General features: G+C 50.4%; 19 protein-coding genes. 7 read left to right on the top strand and 12 right to left on the bottom strand.

The window, feature by feature from the left end:
- The first annotated feature begins 108 nt into the window (after positions 1–108).
- Positions 109–1,197 carry a 23S rRNA (cytidine(2498)-2'-O)-methyltransferase RlmM gene (rlmM, locus tag N7E60_RS03350; protein WP_269598135.1) on the top strand — a complete coding sequence of 363 codons (1,089 nt, stop codon included), beginning with the start codon at positions 109–111 and terminating at the stop codon, positions 1,195–1,197.
- Here rlmM and xni read toward each other — a convergent pair.
- The 5 genes from xni to queF form a co-directional block, all read right to left on the bottom strand.
- A complete protein-coding gene (xni, locus tag N7E60_RS03355; RefSeq protein WP_269598136.1) occupies positions 1,194–1,979 on the bottom strand; it encodes a flap endonuclease Xni in 786 nt (261 codons plus the stop codon). The genes rlmM and xni overlap by 4 nt on opposite strands.
- A gap of 77 nt (positions 1,980–2,056) precedes the next feature.
- Entirely contained in the window at positions 2,057–3,412 is a 1,356-nt protein-coding gene (gene ppnN / locus N7E60_RS03360; RefSeq protein WP_269598137.1) for a nucleotide 5'-monophosphate nucleosidase PpnN, read from the bottom strand.
- 103 nt (positions 3,413–3,515) lie between these two features.
- Entirely contained in the window at positions 3,516–5,075 is a 1,560-nt protein-coding gene (locus N7E60_RS03365; RefSeq protein WP_269598138.1) for a GGDEF domain-containing protein, read from the bottom strand.
- Positions 5,076–5,148: 73 nt separating this feature from the next.
- Entirely contained in the window at positions 5,149–7,500 is a 2,352-nt protein-coding gene (locus tag N7E60_RS03370) for a tetratricopeptide repeat protein (protein WP_077455945.1), read from the bottom strand.
- Positions 7,501–7,620: 120 nt separating this feature from the next.
- On the bottom strand, positions 7,621–8,469 hold the full coding sequence (gene queF, locus N7E60_RS03375; protein WP_069588581.1) for an NADPH-dependent 7-cyano-7-deazaguanine reductase QueF: 849 nt from the start codon (positions 8,467–8,469) through the stop codon (positions 7,621–7,623).
- A 63-nt stretch (positions 8,470–8,532) separates the two neighbouring features.
- Here queF and syd point away from each other — a divergent pair, with 63 nt between their 5' ends.
- Both syd and N7E60_RS03385 read left to right on the top strand, forming a co-directional pair.
- Positions 8,533–9,081, top strand: coding sequence for a SecY-interacting protein (gene syd, locus N7E60_RS03380; protein ID WP_269598139.1), 549 nt, complete (start codon positions 8,533–8,535; stop codon positions 9,079–9,081).
- Positions 9,078–9,857, top strand: a complete 780-nt coding sequence (locus N7E60_RS03385; protein ID WP_269598140.1) for a Zn-ribbon-containing protein — start codon at positions 9,078–9,080, stop codon at positions 9,855–9,857. Before syd ends, N7E60_RS03385 begins: the two co-directional genes overlap by 4 nt.
- Here N7E60_RS03385 and N7E60_RS03390 read toward each other — a convergent pair.
- The 4 genes from N7E60_RS03390 to N7E60_RS03405 form a co-directional block, all read right to left on the bottom strand.
- Positions 9,825–10,121 (bottom strand): hypothetical protein, encoded by a 297-nt coding sequence (locus tag N7E60_RS03390; protein ID WP_269598141.1) that lies wholly within the window; start codon positions 10,119–10,121, stop codon positions 9,825–9,827. The genes N7E60_RS03385 and N7E60_RS03390 overlap by 33 nt on opposite strands.
- A gap of 66 nt (positions 10,122–10,187) precedes the next feature.
- Positions 10,188–10,421, bottom strand: coding sequence for a DUF2789 domain-containing protein (locus N7E60_RS03395; protein WP_096631061.1), 234 nt, complete (start codon positions 10,419–10,421; stop codon positions 10,188–10,190).
- Between the two features lie 845 nt (positions 10,422–11,266).
- Positions 11,267–11,575: a DUF3301 domain-containing protein gene (locus N7E60_RS03400; RefSeq protein WP_069588591.1), complete on the bottom strand. Its 309-nt coding sequence runs from the start codon at positions 11,573–11,575 to the stop codon at positions 11,267–11,269.
- The gene (locus N7E60_RS03405) at positions 11,565–12,617 is read right to left on the bottom strand and encodes a DUF3549 family protein (protein ID WP_269598143.1); all 1,053 of its coding nucleotides are present in this window, start codon (positions 12,615–12,617) and stop codon (positions 11,565–11,567) included. The genes N7E60_RS03400 and N7E60_RS03405 overlap by 11 nt, the downstream gene beginning before the upstream one ends.
- 140 nt (positions 12,618–12,757) lie before the next feature.
- On the opposite strand from N7E60_RS03405, the gene N7E60_RS03410 reads away from it, so the two are divergent.
- Together N7E60_RS03410 and truC are read left to right on the top strand one after the other, a co-directional pair.
- Positions 12,758–13,078, top strand: a complete 321-nt coding sequence (locus N7E60_RS03410) for a YqcC family protein (protein WP_269598144.1) — start codon at positions 12,758–12,760, stop codon at positions 13,076–13,078.
- Positions 13,075–13,830 carry a tRNA pseudouridine(65) synthase TruC gene (truC, locus tag N7E60_RS03415; protein ID WP_269598146.1) on the top strand — a complete coding sequence of 252 codons (756 nt, stop codon included), beginning with the start codon at positions 13,075–13,077 and terminating at the stop codon, positions 13,828–13,830. Before N7E60_RS03410 ends, truC begins: the two co-directional genes overlap by 4 nt.
- Before the next feature lie 67 nt (positions 13,831–13,897).
- Here truC and N7E60_RS03420 read toward each other — a convergent pair whose 3' ends face one another.
- The 3 genes from N7E60_RS03420 to map all read right to left on the bottom strand — a co-directional run bounded on the left by N7E60_RS03420 (position 13,898) and on the right by map (position 17,845).
- Positions 13,898–14,275: a DUF3461 family protein gene (locus N7E60_RS03420; protein WP_069588596.1), complete on the bottom strand. Its 378-nt coding sequence runs from the start codon at positions 14,273–14,275 to the stop codon at positions 13,898–13,900.
- 100 nt (positions 14,276–14,375) lie between these two features.
- Entirely contained in the window at positions 14,376–16,997 is a 2,622-nt protein-coding gene (gene glnD / locus N7E60_RS03425; RefSeq protein WP_269598147.1) for a bifunctional uridylyltransferase/uridylyl-removing protein GlnD, read from the bottom strand.
- Between the two features lie 53 nt (positions 16,998–17,050).
- The gene (gene map, locus N7E60_RS03430) at positions 17,051–17,845 is read right to left on the bottom strand and encodes a type I methionyl aminopeptidase (protein ID WP_069588600.1); all 795 of its coding nucleotides are present in this window, start codon (positions 17,843–17,845) and stop codon (positions 17,051–17,053) included.
- Positions 17,846–18,303: 458 nt separating this feature from the next.
- Here map and rpsB point away from each other — a divergent pair, with 458 nt between their 5' ends.
- Positions 18,304–19,032, top strand: a complete 729-nt coding sequence (rpsB, locus tag N7E60_RS03435) for a 30S ribosomal protein S2 (protein ID WP_069588601.1) — start codon at positions 18,304–18,306, stop codon at positions 19,030–19,032.
- A 132-nt stretch (positions 19,033–19,164) separates the two neighbouring features.
- Complete coding sequence (tsf, locus tag N7E60_RS03440; RefSeq protein ID WP_069588603.1) at positions 19,165–20,007, top strand: translation elongation factor Ts; 843 nt, start codon at positions 19,165–19,167, stop codon at positions 20,005–20,007.
- Positions 20,008–20,038: the final 31 nt, after the last annotated feature.

Genomic DNA, 20,038 nt, shown 5'->3' on the forward strand with positions numbered 1-20,038 from the left:
ACCAAAATCATCAGGGTTGGCATTTCTTTCCTAACCGTTTGGCATATATAATGCGCAGCTTGTTTTTTGTCACGGTAATCGTGACGGTGACCCAAACCAGAGGAAGTCATGAATCAGGTTTTGCTTTACTGTCGTGCAGGGTTTGAAAAAGACTGTGCGGCGGAAATTCAACAAAAAACCACTGAGATGGGTATTTACGGATTTCCGCGAGTGATTAACAACAGCGCCTATGTGCTGTTTGAATGCTACCAAGACGGTGAGGCTGAGCAGATTGTCCGTGATCTGCCGCTCGATTCCCTGATCTTTGCCCGGCAAATGATTGCGGTGACCGCATCGCTCTCTGATCTGGATCCGGACGACCGAATTTCTCCGATTTTGGCTGTTGCGGATGCACTGCCCAAAGCGGGAGACTTACGGGTGGAGACGCCGGATAATGACGAGGCGAAAGCCTTATTGAAGTTTTGTCGTAAGTTCACCGTTCCATTGCGTCAGGCACTGCGAAAGCAGGGCGTGATGTTAGCAAAAGACAATCCTAAAAAGCCGGTTATTCATCTTTGCTTTATCGCGCCGGGGACATGCTTTGTGGGTTACTCATTGACCACCAATAACTCAACGCATTACATGGGCATCCCGCGCATGAAATTTCCTGCCGATGCGCCGAGTCGCTCGACCTTAAAGTTAGAAGAAGCGTTCCATCACTTTATTCCTAAAGAGGAGTGGGATACGCGACTCGCGCCCGGATTATGGGCGGTCGACTTGGGGGCTTGTCCCGGCGGGTGGACTTACCAGTTAGTGAAGCGTTCGATGTTTGTGCATGCGGTTGATAACGGCGCGATGGATGAAAGCTTGATGGAAACTGGCCAAGTATTCCATCATGCCGAAGATGGCTTTAAGTTTGAGCCCACGAGAAAAAATGTGACTTGGTTGGTCTGTGACATGATCGAAAAACCCTCCCGCGTCGCTCAACTCATGGGGGAGTGGTTGATTGCAGGATGGGCGAAAGAGGCCATGTTCAACTTGAAGCTCCCCATGAGCCGTCGATATGAGCAGGTTTCTTATAACCTCGACACCTTGGGTGAGTTTTTAAAGCAGCACAACATTCCCTACGAGATGAAGGCGAAACACCTTTATCACGATCGTGAAGAAATCACCGTGTACTTGCGTCGTGTAAAACGTCAACACTCGTTGAATGGTTAGGCACTGACTGTGGTCGGTTGAAAGCGGATATCCTGTAGGTTAAAACCCAGTGGGATATCCGTTTTTAGTTGTGCCACGGCCTTACATTTGCGTGCGAGATCGTGGTGACCATCTAACTTCTTCGCCCACTTATCAGCCAGATCGTTAGCCGAGAGTATGGCGTCCAGATCACCGTACTGGGACAGTAAACTGGCTGCGCTTTTCGGGCCAATACTCGGTACGCCGCTGATCTCACTGCTGCTGATGCCGGCGAGCCCCCAAAAATCACACAACTGTTCAGGGCGAACGCCAAAACTCTTTTCCACAAATGCTAAATCAAGCCAGCGATGCTGGAAATAATCTCGCACCCGCAATGTGGGCTGTAAGAGTTGGCAATAGCCTTTATCGGTGGAAACAATGGTGACTTGCTCGCGATGAGCCGCGACTTTTAATGCGAGCGTTGCGATCATGTCATCGGCTTCATCCCCTTGTGAGAGCAAGGAGTCTACACCACGCTGCCAAAATGCATCTTGAATAGTATCCAACCCTTGTTCGAGGTCGGAGGGCATGGGTTTCCGGCCCTGTTTGTACTCAGGCAGAATATCGGCACGCCAACCTCGATCTTGGCCGGTATGATCGAAAACGGCAACGATATGGCTGGGCTCACTGTGACTGATGATTTTATCCAGTGTTTTCAGGCAGGTCTGTGTGGTTGCCTCAAGGGTATGAGTGTCGGGCTGGGCGGCATGAACGCGACGGATCAGGTTCATGGCATCAATGATAACAACGTGAAGCTTGGACATAGACTTAACCGGTAACAATGAGCAGCATGCTGCCCATTGTACCAGTTTACACGGGTGGGCAAAGCCGCCCGATGGGATTAAGAGACGATTTGATAGCAAGGCACATACTCAGTGCCCGGCAATTTCATTCGTTGTTGATCGACAAAGCTTTGCAGCAGCTTATCCATTTTCGCCATCAGCACTTTATCGCCGTCAATTTTAAACGGGCCATGTTGCTCGATATTGCGGATCCCCTCATCTTTAACGTTACCTGCCACAATGCCTGAAAACGCTTGGCGTAATGCCGATGCCAGTAGTTCAGGGCGTTGATTCATATGTAGATTCAGGTTCGCCATGTTGTCATGGGTCGGTGCAAAAGGCAGTTGGAATTCTGGCTCGATTTTGAGTGACCAGTTGTAGGAATATGCATCTCCAGTGGCTTTACGGTGTTCTTTTACCGCCGGCATCGCATTTTTCATTAAACGCGCGGCTTTGGCCGGATCGTCAATCACGATTTCATAAAACTGGGATGCTTGGTCGCCAAGGACTTCGCGAATGAAGGTGTCGATATTGCGGAAATAGTCTTCGCTTTCTTTTGGCCCAGTTAGCACAATGGGTAGTGGTTGTTCACGGTTCTCTGGGTGCATCATGATACCGAGAATGTAGAGCAGTTCTTCTGCGGTCCCTGCCCCGCCAGGGAAGATAATAATGCCGTGGGCGATACGGACAAAAGCTTCAAGGCGTTTTTCGATGTCAGGCATGATCACTAGCTCGTTGACCATGGGGTTCGGTGGCTCCGCGGCAATAATAGATGGCTCGGTGAGACCGATGAAGCGACTATCGTAGATACGCTGTTTCGCGTGTCCAATCGCGGCGCCTTTCATTGGCCCCTCCATTGCGCCGGGGCCACATCCTGTGCAGATGTCGAGTTCACGTAACCCCAGCTCATGACCAACCTCTCGGGTGTATTGGTACTCAATGTCATTGATTGAGTGGCCGCCCCAGCAGACCACGAGATTAGGATCGACCCGCGGCCGCAGTGTTTTTGCGTTACGTAAAATGCCGAATATCAGGTTGGTGATATGGGGTGAGCTGGTAAGGTTAAGGGTCGGGCTGTGCTCGAGTTGAACATTGACATGGATAATATCGCGCAGGACGGAAAACATATGTTCTTGAATACCGAGAATAATTTTGCCATCGACAAATGCATGGTCGGGTGGGTTCACCAGCTCTAGTTTTATCCCCCGCTCTCGACGCAATACGCGGATCTCAAAGTTGGTATGTTTCTCCAACAAGGCTTTGGAGCTGTCGGTGTGGCTGCCTGAGTTCAGAACGGCGAGTGAACAATTTCGATAAAGGCGATATAAGTCGCTGCTTGCACTCGCTTTAAGACGATCGACCTCAATTTGTGAAAGCAGGTCCATGGTGCCGATAGGGCTAATGTGTGTGATCATAGCGACAACCTCTTGAAGACAAATTAGGAAGGGCAGAGTGGTGCTATAAAAATCAGTGTGTTAATTAAAAATACACACAGGTTGGCAGATTGACCAGAAAAAATTAACACCAAATGATTTGGTTGCGACCGGCGTTTTTCGCTTGATATAGGGCTTGGTCGGCACGCTCAAGCACATGCGTTGGGGTGTCTGAGCCGGAGAAGAGCGTGGCACCAATCGATGCTGTAATAGAGACGCGCTGATTTTTGAATTTCAGTGGCAACTGACGAATGGTATGACTCACATTCGCCAAAATGTCGGTTCGGGTGGTTTCATCCGCATCAGGCAGTAAGACCACAAACTCTTCGCCGCCAAAGCGAGCGATAAAGTCGGTATCACGCAGACACTGATAAATACTGCGCGCGATAATCTTGAGGGCTTTATCGCCAACAAGGTGACCGAATTGGACATTCACCTCTTTGAAATGATCGATGTCGATCACCGCGAGACAGAAATCATGCTGATATTTGCGCCATAGACGGTATTCATGCTCTAGACGGTCGTGCAACGCTGCGCGGTTGTATACACGGGTGAGCGGATCGAGTAACAGCTTACGCTCTTGGTCGCCCAAGCGGCGTCTTTGATCCATGGTTTGCTCGGCAACCGCGTTCAGTTGGTTCTGATTGTGCGCCAATTGCTCAACCAAAGACTGCTCGCGATTTTTTAGTGCTTCATTCTCGTCGGCGAGCGCTTTGAGATCGGCCAGCGCATGCGCTAACGAGCGACTCAGTGCAGTGGCATCGGCGCTAGGTGCACTCAGATCGCGTTCAATGTTAGCGATAGTGCCGCCCAGCAAGGTATCAATACGCTGGTGGTCTTGGCGCAGGCTATGGGCATGGTCGTAGGCGCGGGTATTTTGTTGGCTGATCGCAATCAGGTTATCATTCACTTGCGCCAAAAATGCTTGCGAGGCCCGCCGCTCGGCGTGTGTCGCCTCTAGGATGAGCTTGAGCGATTCTAATGTGAGTGCAATGATGGTCGCAGGCGAGAGTGCTTCGAGTAGCTGTTGACGAATATCGAGCAAGCGTTGGCCCGCTTCTCCGTCGAGATCAAGTTCAGTGATTAGGTTTTGCAATTCGTCGGCAACACGGCGAATTTGATCCTGTTCGAGGGTGGTCTCCGAGTGTCGAGCGCTGGGACGTACCGCTTGCAAAGTGACAGCGCGCTCATACAGTTGGAGTAACTTGACCAACTGCTGTGTGCGGGTGGTTTGATCGTCCGCCGGCTGAGATAAAAGATCGCGCAAATCGCGCTTCAGTTGTGCCGGTAAGCCGGGTACGCGCTTTAGTGTTTCGCCACTGGCATGAAACTGCGCACTAAGATGCGACTCGACTTTCTTTTGTGTCATATCGTGCTGACCCACCATGCGTTCTATAATTGCTAAACGCGGGATCAGAGGGCTGACATCCTGCGTAACATGTAACAGCTCACGGAATTCAGCCAACTTTTTATCGAGTAGCGAGCTTTTTCCGGTACAGGTTGCGACAAAGCGAGTCACCAAGCGCTTGAGAATATGGATCTCACGACGTGATTTTAAGGCCAAGTCCCGATACGCGTATGGCGTATCTTCTTGGACCGCAGACGCGGTGCCTGCCGTTACCAGCTGTGGATTGGACTTATTCATTTCTCGGGGATACACCTGACAACATTTGCGATGACGCAACAGGCGGCGGGGTTCGCCAGCCAAACGTCTCTAGCTATACCGACTTATTGCTTCGATCATCAATAATTAACCCTCGCTTTTTATCAGATTCGTGATCCGTCTGCCAGTTAATTGATGTGTTCGCTGACGTTTTAACCTTCACTAATCCGGAGTCAATACCGCGTAGGCAGGCATGTCGTAAGTTGGTATTGACGAAGCTGGCGGCAGGCGCGGTATCAATGGCGCTTAAATGTACCCAATGGCTATCACCACTTTGCTCCGCGAGCTCGCATGCCTTATTGGTGGCCGTGAGGAGAATTTCAATCAATTCCTGATCGTTGATCGAGGTATACGCTCGCGGCAAGAAAGGGTACTCAGCCAGCCCGACACAAACCTGAGTTGAGAGTCTGATATTTGCTGATAGCGTATCATCCTGATCACTGTCGTCGGGTTGCTGATGATAATGTGCGACAAAATCTTCAATCAAAGATTGAACAAAATGGGCAAGGGCGTCGGGTTGGGCATCTTCTTCCCAGTTGGTTTCAATATAAATAAATAGGGCATCGGAAAAGTGGTATAGGCGACCGGTTCCCGTGACTTTATCGGAGAGGTATTCACCCAGCTGACGTTCGATATCCTGCGCATATTGATAGCCATGGTGCAAAAATAAATCCTTTAAAAAGGCAACATCAAACATTGCGAACCGCAGCCGGTCACTGAGTGGCTGGTGGATCATGTCGTTTAAGTACCATTGCTCAAAATTGGCATTACTTTTTTCTAACGAACGGGGCAGCTTGGCATTGAGCATCCGTAGGTTGCGTAGCCCAGTTCGAGGGTGGGCATAAAAATCGTCACGCAATTGCTCAAGCTCGATTTGGCGCATCACGGCGGCTCGGTGGCGCAAATAGACGATGACCAACAGCACACCAAGGCTACCGAGCAAGAAATAGTTAACTTTTTGCAAATGGATCTGCTCTTGACGCGCGCCATCGAGTTGACGCTGTAGTTCGTCCATTTGTAATTGGCGCTCGACCACACGTTGCTGTTGTTTGAACGTATCGGCTTGGCTTTGTTGCTCGGTTTCGGTTTGACGGGCGCGTAAGCGTTCGTACTCGCGTTGCATGGCGAGTGCCTGTTGATACTGCCCCTGAGCTTCCAACGCCGCGGATAAAGCCTGATAAGCTCGCGTGACGGTGGCGAGGTCTTGCTGGGCTTGGGCCTGTTCCAGCGCAGTTTGGATTTCTTTTTCGGCCAGTTTGGGTTTAGACAGGGCTAAATGAATTTGCCCTTGCAACAGGATTGCTTGGGTTGTGAGCTGCGAGTTGGGCATTGCACCGGCTAAACGTAACGTATCTTGAATATAGCGGTCGCTTAATGGGTAGTGAGATAACTCGAAATAGGTTCTTGCAATGGCAAAGTGGACCTCGGCCAGAGGCTTAGGTCTGGACAGGTTTTGCTCAATTTCAAGCGCGTTAAAGTAATGCACTAACGCAAAGTTATAACGCGCTTGTTGTTCGTAAATCGCGGCCAATAAACGCTGAGAAGCGGAAAGCTGACGGCTCAGTGAAAAGTGTTCAAAAAACGCTGCTGCTTGGTTCGCGTGCTCGAGGGCTTGTTTGAGCACGCCTTGCTGAAAGTACAGTTGCGCAAGTTGCATGTTAGCGCGAGCGATGAGCGCAGTGTACTCATTTTCACTGGCTATCCAAAATGCACTAAGCAACTCGGTCAATGCGCTTTCATGCTGTTTTTCATCGAGTAGGAAAGCCCCCAATGAGAGTTGAAACTCGACTTTATCACGTAGGTTTTCCGGGTGCGTGGATAATTGGCTGCGTGCACGTTCATACGCGATGAGCGCTGTTTCACTGTCTGCCGTGGCGGCGAGAATATTGGCGCGCAACAAGGCGCTGTTAAAACGCACGTCGTGGATATTGAGACTGTTATCAGGAAGTGCATTCAATGCCGCATCGACTTCATCCAGTTTATGCAATGCCTGTTTATCATCGCCGACTAAATGCCAAGTGAGGGACGCTTCGGTCAGCATCACTTGCACCAGTGTGTGTTTGAGCTCGTGCTCTTCGACGACTTGATAGGCTTTTTGTAATGCCGCTTTGGCTTCTAGCGGTTGCTCAAGGTGTGCGTAAGCACGAGCACTGATCAAATAGGCGTACACCGTATGCAAGGGGGTGCGAATTGAGCGATCGGTATCGTTATTGACGTGAGAGCGGTTTGCACCCGTAGTGAGTCGTCGCTGCGCTAAGAAACGGTTACTGATCTCTAACGATTGCTCAGGCGCGGTGGCTAACAATTCTTCTGCATTGGTTAGTACAGGCGAGGAATGGATAGAAGCCAACGCCATGGACGACGTTAACCATAAGAGCAGGCCTAGGAAGGGGCGGCTAAAGCGCATGCGCTATCCTCAAAAATGCGTCTGAACAAAAATGAAGGCTGCCAGTTTGAGACAGCCATGTCTGCGCGCTGACTCAACGTTGCGGCACATAGGCCGCAACGAGACGTCGCTGAATCATAGTTATTGACGGGCGAGTCGGTTATTTTCGCTCGGCGTTTTACCCATGTTGGTGCGATAAGGGTTGATGTCGAGTCCGCCACGACGTGTATAACGCGCGTAAACCGTGAGCTTTTCTGGCTGACAAAAACGCATGATGTCCATGAAAATACGTTCCACACATTGTTCGTGGAATTCGTTGTGTTCACGGAAGGACACTAGATAACGCAGTAGCTTCTCGCGGTTAATTTTTTTCCCTTTATAGGCAATGCGCACCGATCCCCAATCAGGCTGGTTGGTGATCAGGCAATTGGATTTTAGCAAGTGGCTGTGCAGCGTTTCTGACACAATCGCCCCTTGCGCGGCGCCATCGAGCCAATCAGGGTTAAAAGTATAATCATCAATACTGATATCTTGATGATCGATGCACTCACCGGCCATTCCAGCAATGGTTTCGCCTTCCAGTTCACTCAGTGGCGAGAGGGTCACATCCACCTCTTCGCCTGCACAGGCAGACAAATCCTTCTGAAGTGCATCGGCGACTTTTTGCCAGCTCTCGAAGCGGGTTTGATTGAGGCTGTTTAAATACAGTTTAAACGATTTAGACTCAATCAAGTTTGGGCTAGAAGCGGGTAGGCGTACCTCACCGATGGCCACTTGCGGAAGGCCGTTTTGGTTTAACCAAGACAGCTCATAAAGTGTCCAGGTGTCATAGCCGGTAAAGGGCACAGTCTCATTGCTCAGGCCAATGGCTTGACGATTCAGCTCACGCGGGACGGCGCGTAGCTGTGACGGGTCGTATTGCGTCGGGTAGTCAGTGTGTTGGCCTAGCGACAGACCGGCTAGGGCATCGGCATCTTGGTAATTGCTCATACGGATTTGCCATCGATTCAAGTAGAATGGGTAAAGTTTACTGAATCTTGCTATAGGTTGCTAATGGAGAACACATTACATAACGCCCTTTGGGCGCTAGCCCAGAAATATGTTGCCAAATGGCGAAAGGTGCAGCAGTGCTTGCCGTGCACGGAGGCGTATTTAGGCTTAGCGTCACCGTGTGTCGAGAGCGAAAATGCCCACCAAGTACAATGGCAACCGGTTCAGCGTGATACTTTGGCAGACTTCACCAACGTGGAGCACGCGATTGAGTTACGTCTGCACAGCGACATTAAAGACTTTTATAACTTTATGTACTGCGCAGATTTGCCGGTGCACTTTGGCGGTGAGCGCTTCAATTTACTGCAAGTGTGGAGTGAAGATGACTTGGCCCGCTTACAAGAAAATATTCTTGGGCATTTAATGATGCAGCGCCAGCGTAAATACTCCCCGAGTGTCTTTATTGCGACCACTGATGATGAAATGACGATTATTGCTATTGATAATGTCACGGGCCAAGTGGTGAAAGAAGTACTCAATAAAGGATCGCGAGAGGTGTTGGCGGACGATGTTGAGCAATTCATTGAGGCGTTAGAGGTTGATGTATCATGATCCTTACCGAGCTAACCTTCGAGTGCTTCGACAATACAACGGTGAGCGCGGTTGACCGCGCGATTAATGGCTTGATGGATGCGTTGCGTTACAACGGTCAGGTGTTGGGGCGTGAATTCCCGATACTGATGCAAGAAGGGCAGTTTCAGCTTCGGGTTGTTTGTCCGGATGAAGGTGCGTTGCAGCCAAAGTTTAATAGCCCTCAAGTCAAGCGAGCATTGAATCAACTGTCCGAGGCGTGTCTGACTCAGCCTAAGGTGCGTCTTTTAGGTCGAGACCTTAACTCCGAACAAGCGGCGCCAAGTACGACACCGAGTTGGCAGGTGTTATATACCACGTTTGTCCACACCTGCTCACCGTTACGGTGTGGTGATACCTTGCTGCCGATTCCTTTATATCGCTTACCCGCGACCTTTAATGGTGACCACAAATCTGTGATCAAGTGGCAAACGGAATGGCAAGCGTGTGATGAATTGCAGATGGCAGGTGCCAGTGATGCGGAGTTTGCCGGGCTTAACGAGCTAGAAAACCCGCAAACTCGATTGTTCCAACGTGGCTGGGATTTGCGTGGACGGATTGAATACCTCACGGGTATACCCACGTATTACTATCAATACCGTGTCGGTGGTAAAGATAAGGACAGTGAGTTAGCGCGCCCTTGTCCTAAATGTGGTGGACAGTGGCGATTGGAAACACCACTGCACGATATTTTCCTGTTCAAGTGCGAGGCTTGCCGTTTGGTCTCAAACCTTTCGTGGGACTTCAAGCTCACTTAAGCGCTCTTCCAATTCGCTCAGACGAGCCGTCAGTTGGGAGACTTGCTGCTCGAGCGCCGCAATTCGCATTGCCTCTGAAGGAGCAGTCTCCTCCTCGGCCATGTCGGGTAACGGTGAATTAGATTTGGCACTTTTTACCGCTTGAATAATCAGGGGCAACGGCACCGGGGTATCAAGCTGTGCTTTCAGCTTTGCCACGGTGACTGATTGCCCTTTTTGGACCAAGGTGTGGATTGCGCGTTCTAGTGCCGCTTGATAACTCATCGTGATTCTCAATCTCATTAATACGTGCGCTTGGCTAACTCGCTGCCGCGCTGACCTCGTCGTAATCTAAGATTTTCTCAACAAAGCATCAAGGGTGTCGACTTGTTCGGCCCAATCGGCATCCTCTTGTAACGCTTCATGGATAAAAGTCCGTTGGGCGGTGTTCCAAAACGGCGCATCTACCAAAGATTGACCATCGACCAGACAATGGCTTGTTAAGAAATGCTCGATGGCCTGCTGATCGCTTGCTAGGCCTAATTGCTCAAACAAGTGCGTTAAATCGTGCTGGAAAGTTTCCATTGTCGCTCCTCAAACCTAGTCTATGCATCCATTATTTGACTATAGCAATCCTCTAGACAGCTTGCCTTGTACTCTGGTAGGGACAAAATGCTGGTTCGCTTGTGAGATATCTCTTACAAAGGCGTGGGAGAAAAGCAGAATCGTACCGGGTTAAACGAGAAGGGTCTGGCTTTTTGTTAAATAAAAACAATGGCTTATGTTTTGTTTTATATGATTGGGATAAAATTGAGACATCGCGCACGTTGTGATGTCTTGTGCCAAAGGCTCAGTCGCGTAATCTTATCGGTGTCGGAAGGGAACTGACACAGGGAACAGGAATCACCACGGACTCGGTACCTCAGGATGAGGCAGTACTTCAGGATGAAGCGCTGGCAAGGATTGCAGAAGGACATCGGATGGAACCGTTCTCTACAGGCAGGAAGCTTGTACGTCAGGAAGACTTAGGACAACCCAGGATGGGGGCTTAAGGAATACTTCAGGACGAAGTCATGGACACCTCCAGGATGGAGAGCTTATCGAAAACGGGAATTTCGGTTTGTCAGGATGACGAAAGGACACCTCCAAGACGGAGAGACATGGAACGACGCTGAAGGAATCGGCGACTGATCAAGGAATGATGCAGGGAGCACCTTTTAGTAGCAGGATAGCTGCAAGTAAAACTCTCGGGCGCGGCGCAAGCTGCGCCCTTCCTTTTTGTAGCCGGTAAACATGAGCGGTTACCCCATCTTTTCCGGTGACTCCCTGTCACGTACTACTCGCGTGTCGCGCGACGTGTGCATCATACTGTTACTCTAGTACAGCTTATCCATTTGCGCGAATATGGCGCGATTGTGTGGGTATGGGCCTTATTGTACAGGCATGGTATGGACCGGCGTGTCGATGCTTTTTAAGCGAAATCCTCGCAACTGCGCATGGCCGGTATAGCTATCTTGCCCGGTCGATGAAAATTCAAACCAGTAATGTGTTACCCAGCGCCAGCCCTGATCGGTGTGTGTGAGCCGATGCTTACCGCGCGCAATGGATAACACCTGAAGCCCCATATGTTGGCAATAATGCTGAATGTATCGATGCGCGTGCTCGCTTTGCCGCCGCTGTTGCCAAAACAGCATCGCGACGACAAAGACGAGTAACAGGGTAACAAGATCAGTGATCATGATGGGGTTGCTTCACTGCCGATTGCAGACGAGCCATCGCCTGAGTCAGTGCCGGAGAGGTATTGCCATGCAAGCGGCTTAATAATGCACCGCGAAGATCAGGCATCATCACCAGATCGGCATAGATTTGTTGGAATAGCGCCGGGTCATGTTGGTCGGCAATCGCAATTAAAAAGGCATCCAATACAGCATCATCGGTTAATCCATCCCAGCACCGCCCCGCGATGGCGACAAAGATCTCTTGATGGTGGAGTGCGCGTTTAGCTAATACGGCACGGATCAATTGATCGCGCTGTGCTTTTGGTGCACCCGCATGGGCGCGCAATAATGCGCTAACGAAAAAGAGGTCGACTTCTTGGCTCTCACACAAATCGCTAAATAGCGTGCGCAAGGTGGCAGCAAGCTTGTCGCTCAAGGTGCAGTGCTCCAAGCACCCCAGCAATGCATATTGCGGCGTGGTTGGCATATTGGCGATCGCTTTTCTTACTCGCGTGGCATTATTTTGCTCGTGCATACGCACGCAAATATCTGCCAAGCCTTGTAGGCCAACGCCTTGCCAGTTATCCCAGCCGAGTTCACCGTTTAAATAGTGTTGAGCTTGTTCGTAATATTGGCTCGCGGGACGACCGAGCGAGTAGGTGAGCGAAGCATGAAACATCGCCATCTTGTCATCTGTTGGGGTGAAGGTGTAAGGGTTGTTAGCCAGCTTCTCACGCTGCGCTTTGTTCGGCGTTGCGCTTAAATTCTCCCCCATGGCCGCACTGACATATTGCAGAAAGTCACCCATCGCGGTGTGACTAAGTAGCCCTCGCTCATCCAGTGGCATTTTCAAAAACCATACCCAAGGTGCGCCGCCCTTTGGCCAGAACGCGACAGCCATATGCGCATGATGGCGCAGAGGGTAAGGGTAAGGTTGTTGGTTCGCCTCAACGGCACGAAACTCGGCATCGTCGAGAAGGCAAACACGTCGGCCTAAGTCGTAGACGCTAAACTGACACTGGGCATGATCAAAAAGGGTGCTCAGCGCGTGAAAAGATTCCATGGTATCCGCTCGCTGTTTTCGCTTGATGGGCGGGAGTATATCAGTTTTCACCCAGCTGATGCTTGCCTTGTGCGTGTTGTCTTTGGCTTGATCATGGTATGCTTCGCGGTTTCCATAAACACTAAGTGATGAGGGTATCAATGAGTCTTCACTTTCAATGTATCCAACTTCTTGATGAGTTGGAGCAAGTGCTAAATGATCACGCGCTATGGCAAACGACGCCACCGTCGGCTGAGCGTCTCGCGAGCACTGAGCCTTTTGCTGTCGATACCTTGGCATGCCACGAATGGCTGCAATGGATTTTTGTACCTAAGATGCGTGCACTGATTGATGCTGGGCAGACTTTACCGCGTAACTTTGAAATTTCACCTTATGTGGAAGAAGCAATGAAAGAGCAAGCGGGACATCGTGAGGTGGTCGCTGTGGTTGTGCGGATTGATAGTTTGTTTACCGATCAATGACAGACCTGCCGCTTAGTATTTTATATCAAGACGATCACTTGGTGGTGGTCAATAAACCTGCCGGTATGCTGGTTCATCGCTCTTGGTTGGATAAAGGTGAGACCCGTTTTGTGATGCAAACGTTACGGGATCAAATTGGCCAACATGTCTATCCACTCCACCGGCTTGATAAACCCACCTCTGGTGTCTTGGTGTTTGCCCTTTCCAGTGACGTTGCCGCGGCAATGATGCCACAGTTTGCCAACAACCAGATTAAAAAGGGCTACCATGCCATCGTCCGAGGCTGGATAACAGACGCCGGCCAGCTTGATTATCCGCTGGTGGAAGAACAAGACAAGATTGCTGATAAGCATGCCAGCCAGGCGCCGGAAGCCAAGTCGGCGATCACCGACTATCAGCCATTAGCGAAAATAGAGTTACCGATCGCGACGGGGCGTTATGCGACCAGCCGGTATAGTTTAGTCGCCATGCAGCCGCATACCGGTCGCAAACATCAGTTGCGTCGACATATGCATCATCTTAGTCATCCGATTATTGGCGACACTACCCACGGCGATGGACGGCATAACCGGGTTTTTCGTCACCACTTTGATTGTCATCGTTTACTGTTGCACGCAAGCCAGATGTGTTTTGAACACCCTGTGTCTGGTGAGTTTCTAACGGTGACGGCGCCGATTGACAACCAGTGGCAAGCGCTGATGGAGGCGTTTGCGTGGCAATGGCCTGATAACGCGAATTTAATGGGAAATTAGCAGGGCGTCGTGCCGAACAGCACGACGCATTGTTAGGCTGTATGAGCGCTGGAGCTGCCTGCGCTGATTAGAGTTTTTCCAGCTCAGATTCAATTTCAGCAATTTTGCTGGCGACGACTTTCTCAAGATGACGTAAATCGGTCAGGATCTTCTGTTTTACATCATGTTCGGCTTGTTCTTGTTGGACGATTTGGTCCAGCTCATCAATCACCAGTGATAAGCTGCGATTGATCTCTGTGACTTCACGAAAGCGCCCCGTACCACTGTCCACGACCACATTTTTACGCTGGCGTGGGTATTTAAACTTCATGCTCTTGGCGAACAACTCGCCTTTTTGCTTTTCAAAATAGATCTTCAGCGTGTCATAACTGGCTTCTTGGCGCAGTGAATAACGCTCGATTTTCTCTGGATGCTCAACGCCGATATTTTTTAACTGTTGGTACATAACCACCTCATAAGTTGACGTCGTACACGCTGTGAGCCAGCGTTTCGATACAGGGCTCAGTGTAGCCCGTCAGCCACACCAATTACCGTGACCACTTTGGCTATTTTGCTTGCGATAGCGTCTTCTCTAGCGCGGTTTTTAGTTGCGCTTGATGTTCAGATGTCAGGGCTTGGTTTTGGGCATCCGTTACAATAAAAAAGTCTTCTGCCCGCTCACCAATGGTCGTGATCTTCGCTGCATGAACACTGACGCCTTGCCGCGCAAACACGGCACCAACGCGGGCCAGCAACCCCGGTGTATCGAGGGCTACCAGCTCCATCAAGGTACGGCGTCCATTTTTGGTTGGTAAGAAAAGGACCTGAGTTTTGACGGTAAAGTGTTTGAGCTTTTGTGGCGCTCGACGACGCGGAATGGTGATCTTGCCCGTTTCTTCAATGGCCTTGGCGACCCCTTCGATGATCCGGGGGTGACGGTCGAGGGGAATTGCCTCGTCATTTTGATCCATGACCATAAAGGTATCGAGTGCATGTCCATCTTTGCTGGTCATGACCTGTGCATCATGGACACTCAGGTTTTTCTTATCTAATGCGGCAACCACGCGCGCAAATAAACTGGGCCTATCTTGGCAATAAACAAAGATTTCGGTACCGCCTCGGGTCGCTTTTTTGCTCACCAACACCAAAGGTTGATCACTTTGATGGTGGAGCAAATGTTCACTGTGCCAAGCGATTTGCTTGTGGGTATGGCGGAGAAAGTAATCGGCTTTAAAGCGTTGCCAAAGCAACTCAATATCACGCGGGCTATGCCCTTGCTTGCGTAGCATGGCGGCTGCTAAGTGTTGGTTATGGCGGATCCGTTCACGGACATCCGGCGGATTCTCTAGTCCTCGGCGCAGGGCTTTTTGCGTCGAGTAATAGAGCTCTGCGATCAAGGTGCGTTTCCAGCTATTCCACAAGTCAGGGTTGGTGGCATTGATGTCGGCGACGGTCAAACACACTAGCAGGTCAAGCCGCTCCTCATCGCGCACTTCTTTGGCAAAGTCGGTGATCACGTCGGGATCGTAAATATCGCGACGTTGTGCAGTCACGGACATCAGGAGGTGGTTTCGCACCAGCCAACTGACAATATTCGCTTCAGGGCGAGATAAGCCGTGCTCAAGGCAAAAGTCATGGGCTTCGATGGCACCAATTTCGCTGTGATCGCCGCCGCGCCCTTTGCCTATGTCATGAAAGATAGCTGCGATTAGCAGTAACTCGCGGCGTGCGAGTCGAGGGAAAATATCACAACAAATGGGGTGACGTTCTCGGTTGGCCTCATCGTCAAAAAGGCGCATGTGTTTAAGCAAGCGAATGGTGTGCTCATCCACGGTATAGACGTGGAACAAGTCGAACTGCATTTGTCCGACGATCTGACTCCACTGCGGCAGGTAGGCTGACATAATGCCGTGGCGGTGCATCAAACTAAAGGCTTTATGCAGCGCATTGGGGTGGCGCACCAAGGCCATAAATTTTTCGCGAGCGTCTTGTTGCTGACACAAAAAATGGTTAAGCCGACGACGTGCCGTGCGCAGTTGACGAAGGGTCGGCGCCGATATGGCCTCTATGGTGGTGTCATCAGCCACATGGAGCATCATGTCGAGAATGGTGTCAGGGCGTGCTTGAAATAGTGCCGGTTTGCGCGCTTCGATCGCATTGCCTTGGCGCTGAAAATCGTCACTCAGAATGTCGATTTGGCCCGGGCGGCCATTGTCGATAATCACTTGATCGAAGATTTGCAGCAACATCTTGTTAAGCTCGCCGATCCGACCGAGCGTGCGAAAGAAGTCTTTCATCATTTGCTCTACCGCACGATTTCCCTCGCCACGATAGCCTAGCAATTCGGCAACGGAGGTTTGGTGCGCGAAGGTCAGTCGGTTGTCATAGCGGCGCAGCTCTAAATGAAGCGCGAAGCGAATCCGCCAGAGTACGTTTTGGCACTCATTCAGTTCGCGATACTCGGCATCAGTCAGAAAGCCATAGTGACTCATCTCACGCAGGCTGGTGGCGCCAAAATGGCGTCGGGCTATCCAGGCGAGGGTGTGGATGTCGCGCAGTCCACCGGGGCTTGACTTCAGATCTGGCTCCAGCTTGTAGGCGGTGTCATGATAGCGGCGATGGCGGGCTTTCTGTTCTTCCACTTTCGCGCGATAAAAACGCTCGCTGGGCCAAAAGTCATCCGCATGAACGCGCTGTTCCAGCGCATTGAATAGCCGCTCGCTGCCGCATAATAAGCGTGCTTCTTGCAGGTTGGTCGCTACCGTCAGATCGTCGAGTCCGACACTGATGCACTCATCGACCGTGCGCACGCTGTGGCCCACTTCAAGTTTGAGATCCCACAATAAGGTCAGTAATTCACTGAGTTTTTGTTGCTGGTGATCGTCTAATGGCCCTTGGCAAAGTAATAGCAGATCAACATCAGACAGGGGGTGGAGTTCACGCCGACCGTAGCCACCTACAGCAACCAAGGCGAGATGAGGGTGCTGGTCAAAACCAAAATGCTGCCAAAGCCTCTGCATCAGCGCATCCATGTAATCGCTACGCTGATAGACCAGTTCAGGCACCGGAACATTGGCGAGGAAGTCTTGCTTCTGTTGCTCAAGGAGGTGCTGAAATTGGGCTTTGAGTGCCGCTGGACTCAATTGGTCTTGGGTCAAACTTTGTGGTGTGATAACTGTGTCTGTCATGGCGTTCCTTTGCGCATAAAAAAGCCGGAGCAAGCCCGGCTTTTATCAGAGTCTTAGTGGTTGATATGGCGCGGGATGGTTTCTTCTTCACGAAGGGTTAAGATTTCCACCCCTGTTTCGGTCACTAGCAGGGTGTGCTCCCACTGCGCTGACTTCTTGCCATCAATGGTATAAACCGTCCAACCATCGTCTTCATCAAGCACGGTACCGTATTTACCTGCATTAATCATAGGCTCAATGGTAAAGCACATACCAGGTTTGAGGATGGTTCGATCGTTGTTTTTGTAGTGCACCACTTGTGGATCTTCATGGAAGCTCGCACCGATACCGTGTCCACAGTACTCTTTTACGATCGAGTAGCGAGTGTTGCTGCTTTTGATGAATTTTTGGATAGCAGTACCAATGTCACCAACTGTAGCGCCTGGCTTCACCTTTTTGATGGCATGATAAAGGCTTTCTTGGGTGACACGGCAAAGGCGCTTGTCTTCCAAAGAGACCTCACCAATCAAAAACATTTTCGATGTATCGCCGTGATAGCCATCCTTAATAACGGTGACGTCGATGTTGACGATATCGCCATCTTGGAGCACATCTTCGTCACAAGGGATCCCATGACAAACCACGTGGTTGATAGAGGTACACATGGACTTAGGGAAGCCGTGATAATTCAAGGTAGCGGGTGTGGTGCCCTGCACCTCGGTCATATATTTGTGCGCGATGTCATCCAGTTCACGCGTAGTAACGCCTGGCTTTACATGTGGGGCCAGCATTTCCAGCACTTCTGCGGCCAACCGACCGGCAACGCGCATTTTTTCTATTTCTTCTGCTGTTTTAATTGGGATCGTCATTTTGCTTTCTCACTTAATTCGTCTCGCTCATCGAGGCAATGAGCGTCAGAGCGTGAGGGACCTCACACCCTGATAAATCAGGCATGCGCTGCTTTGACCTGCTACTCTTTGGTCACCGGTAGCGCGGGGCAGACACATTGAAGTGGGCACATGGTATCAAGCTGGGCGGTTTCTGGAAACCAGAACCACACCTTTCGCCGTTTGGGCAGTGGTGCGGCAATACGACAAACCGGCCTTCGCTTGGGCAATTTATCTGGATTTTTGCCTACTTTATGTGGTATAAAGCGCGCCGAAATCCGTCATTGTGATCAATCTGTTTTTGTCAGGTTTCATCTTGATGGCATTTCACTAAACACTTTTTATTTTAAATCACACACATATCGTCACATTGTCCGGGGTGCCCTGTGCGGGTCGGTCAAATGGGATATGTGGAGGCCTAACCCCAAGAGGAAATTATCATGGCTACTGTTTCAATGCGCGACATGCTCAAGGCGGGCGTACACTTCGGTCACCAAACCCGTTACTGGAACCCTAAGATGAAGCCTTTCATCTTTGGCTCTCGCAACAAAGTACACATCATCAACCTTGAGAAAACTGTACCAATGTTTAACGATTCTTTGGCTGAACTGTCAAAAATCGGTGAGCGTAAAGGTAAAGTCCTGTTCGTTGGTACTAAGCGCGCAGCAAGCGAAGCGGTAAAAGCGGCAGCAGAAAACTGCGAGCAGTTTTATGTGAGCAACCGTTGGTTGGGCGGCATGCTGACCAACTGGAAAACCGTTCGTATGTCTATCAAGCGTCTGAAAGACCTGGAAACCCAGTCTACCGACGGTACGTTTGAAAAGCTGACCAAAAAAGAAGCGCTGATGCGCACTCGTGAGATGGAAAAACTTGAGAAGTCTCTGGGTGGTATCAAAAACATGAACGGCCTGCCTGATGCAATGTTCGTTATCGATGCGGATCACGAGCACATTGCTATCAAAGAAGCGAACAACCTGGGTATCCCAGTATTTGCGGTAGTAGATACTAACTCTAACCCAGACGGCGTTGACCACGTAATCCCAGGTAACGATGACGCAATCCGCGCTATCCAACTTTACCTGAACGCAGCGTCTGACGCATACAAAGAAGGCCGTAGCCAAGACATCGTTGCGCAAGCAGAAGACGAGCTGGTTGAAGTCGCTGAGTAAGACAACAGCTCCTTGTGAGCGTTCTTAGCCATCAGCGTGTCATCTTTCATGCTGTAAGCTAAGTATGGTTAGCAGGGGCCGAAGTCGGGCCCCTGTTTTTTACCCAAATAGTTTCGAATCGAGGATTGAACAATGGCAACTGTTACCGCTGCCCTGGTTAAAGAACTGCGCGAGCGCACCGGCGCTGGCATGATGGAATGTAAAAAAGCACTGGTTGAAGCGAACGCAGACATCGAAGTCGCGATCGAAAACATGCGTAAAAGTGGTGCGGCTAAAGCAGCGAAAAAAGCTGGCCGTGTTGCTGCTGAAGGCGTGATTCTGGTTAAAGAAAACGAAGGCAAAGCAGCGATCGTTGAGATCAACTGTGAAACTGACTTCGTTGCTAAAGATGCTAACTTTGCTGCATTTGCTAACCAAGTGGCTGAAACTGCTTTGGCAGAAGGCCTAGAAATCGACGCGCTGAAAGAAAAATTCGAACAGCAGCGTGCTGAGCTAGTTGCAAAAATCGGTGAAAACATGGATATCCGTCGTGTTTCATTCATCGAAGGCGCGAAAGTAGGTTCTTACCGTCACGGCGATCGCATCGGTGTGGTTGTAGCTGCAAACGCTGACGAAGAAACCATCAAGCACGTTGCTATGCACATTGCTGCATCTAAGCCTGAGTACGTTAACCCAGAAGACGTACCAGCTGACGTGGTTGAGAAAGAAAAACAAATCCAGGTTGATATCGCGATGCAGTCAGGCAAGCCTGCTGAAATCGCAGAGAAAATGGTTGTTGGCCGTATGAAGAAATTCACCGGCGAAATCTCTCTGACTGGTCAAGCATTTGTTATGGACCCAGCGCAAACTGTGGGCCAAATGCTGAAAGAAAAAGGTGCCGAAGTGACTAACTTCATCCGCTTTGAAGTGGGCGAAGGCATCGAGAAAGAAGAAGTAGACTTTGCTGCAGAAGTAGCTGCTGCACAAAAAGGCTAATTTTTCTGATTCAGGCCGCGGTATTCGCCGC

The organism is Salinivibrio proteolyticus (assembly GCF_027286365.1).
Classification (GTDB): domain Bacteria; phylum Pseudomonadota; class Gammaproteobacteria; order Enterobacterales; family Vibrionaceae; genus Salinivibrio; species Salinivibrio proteolyticus.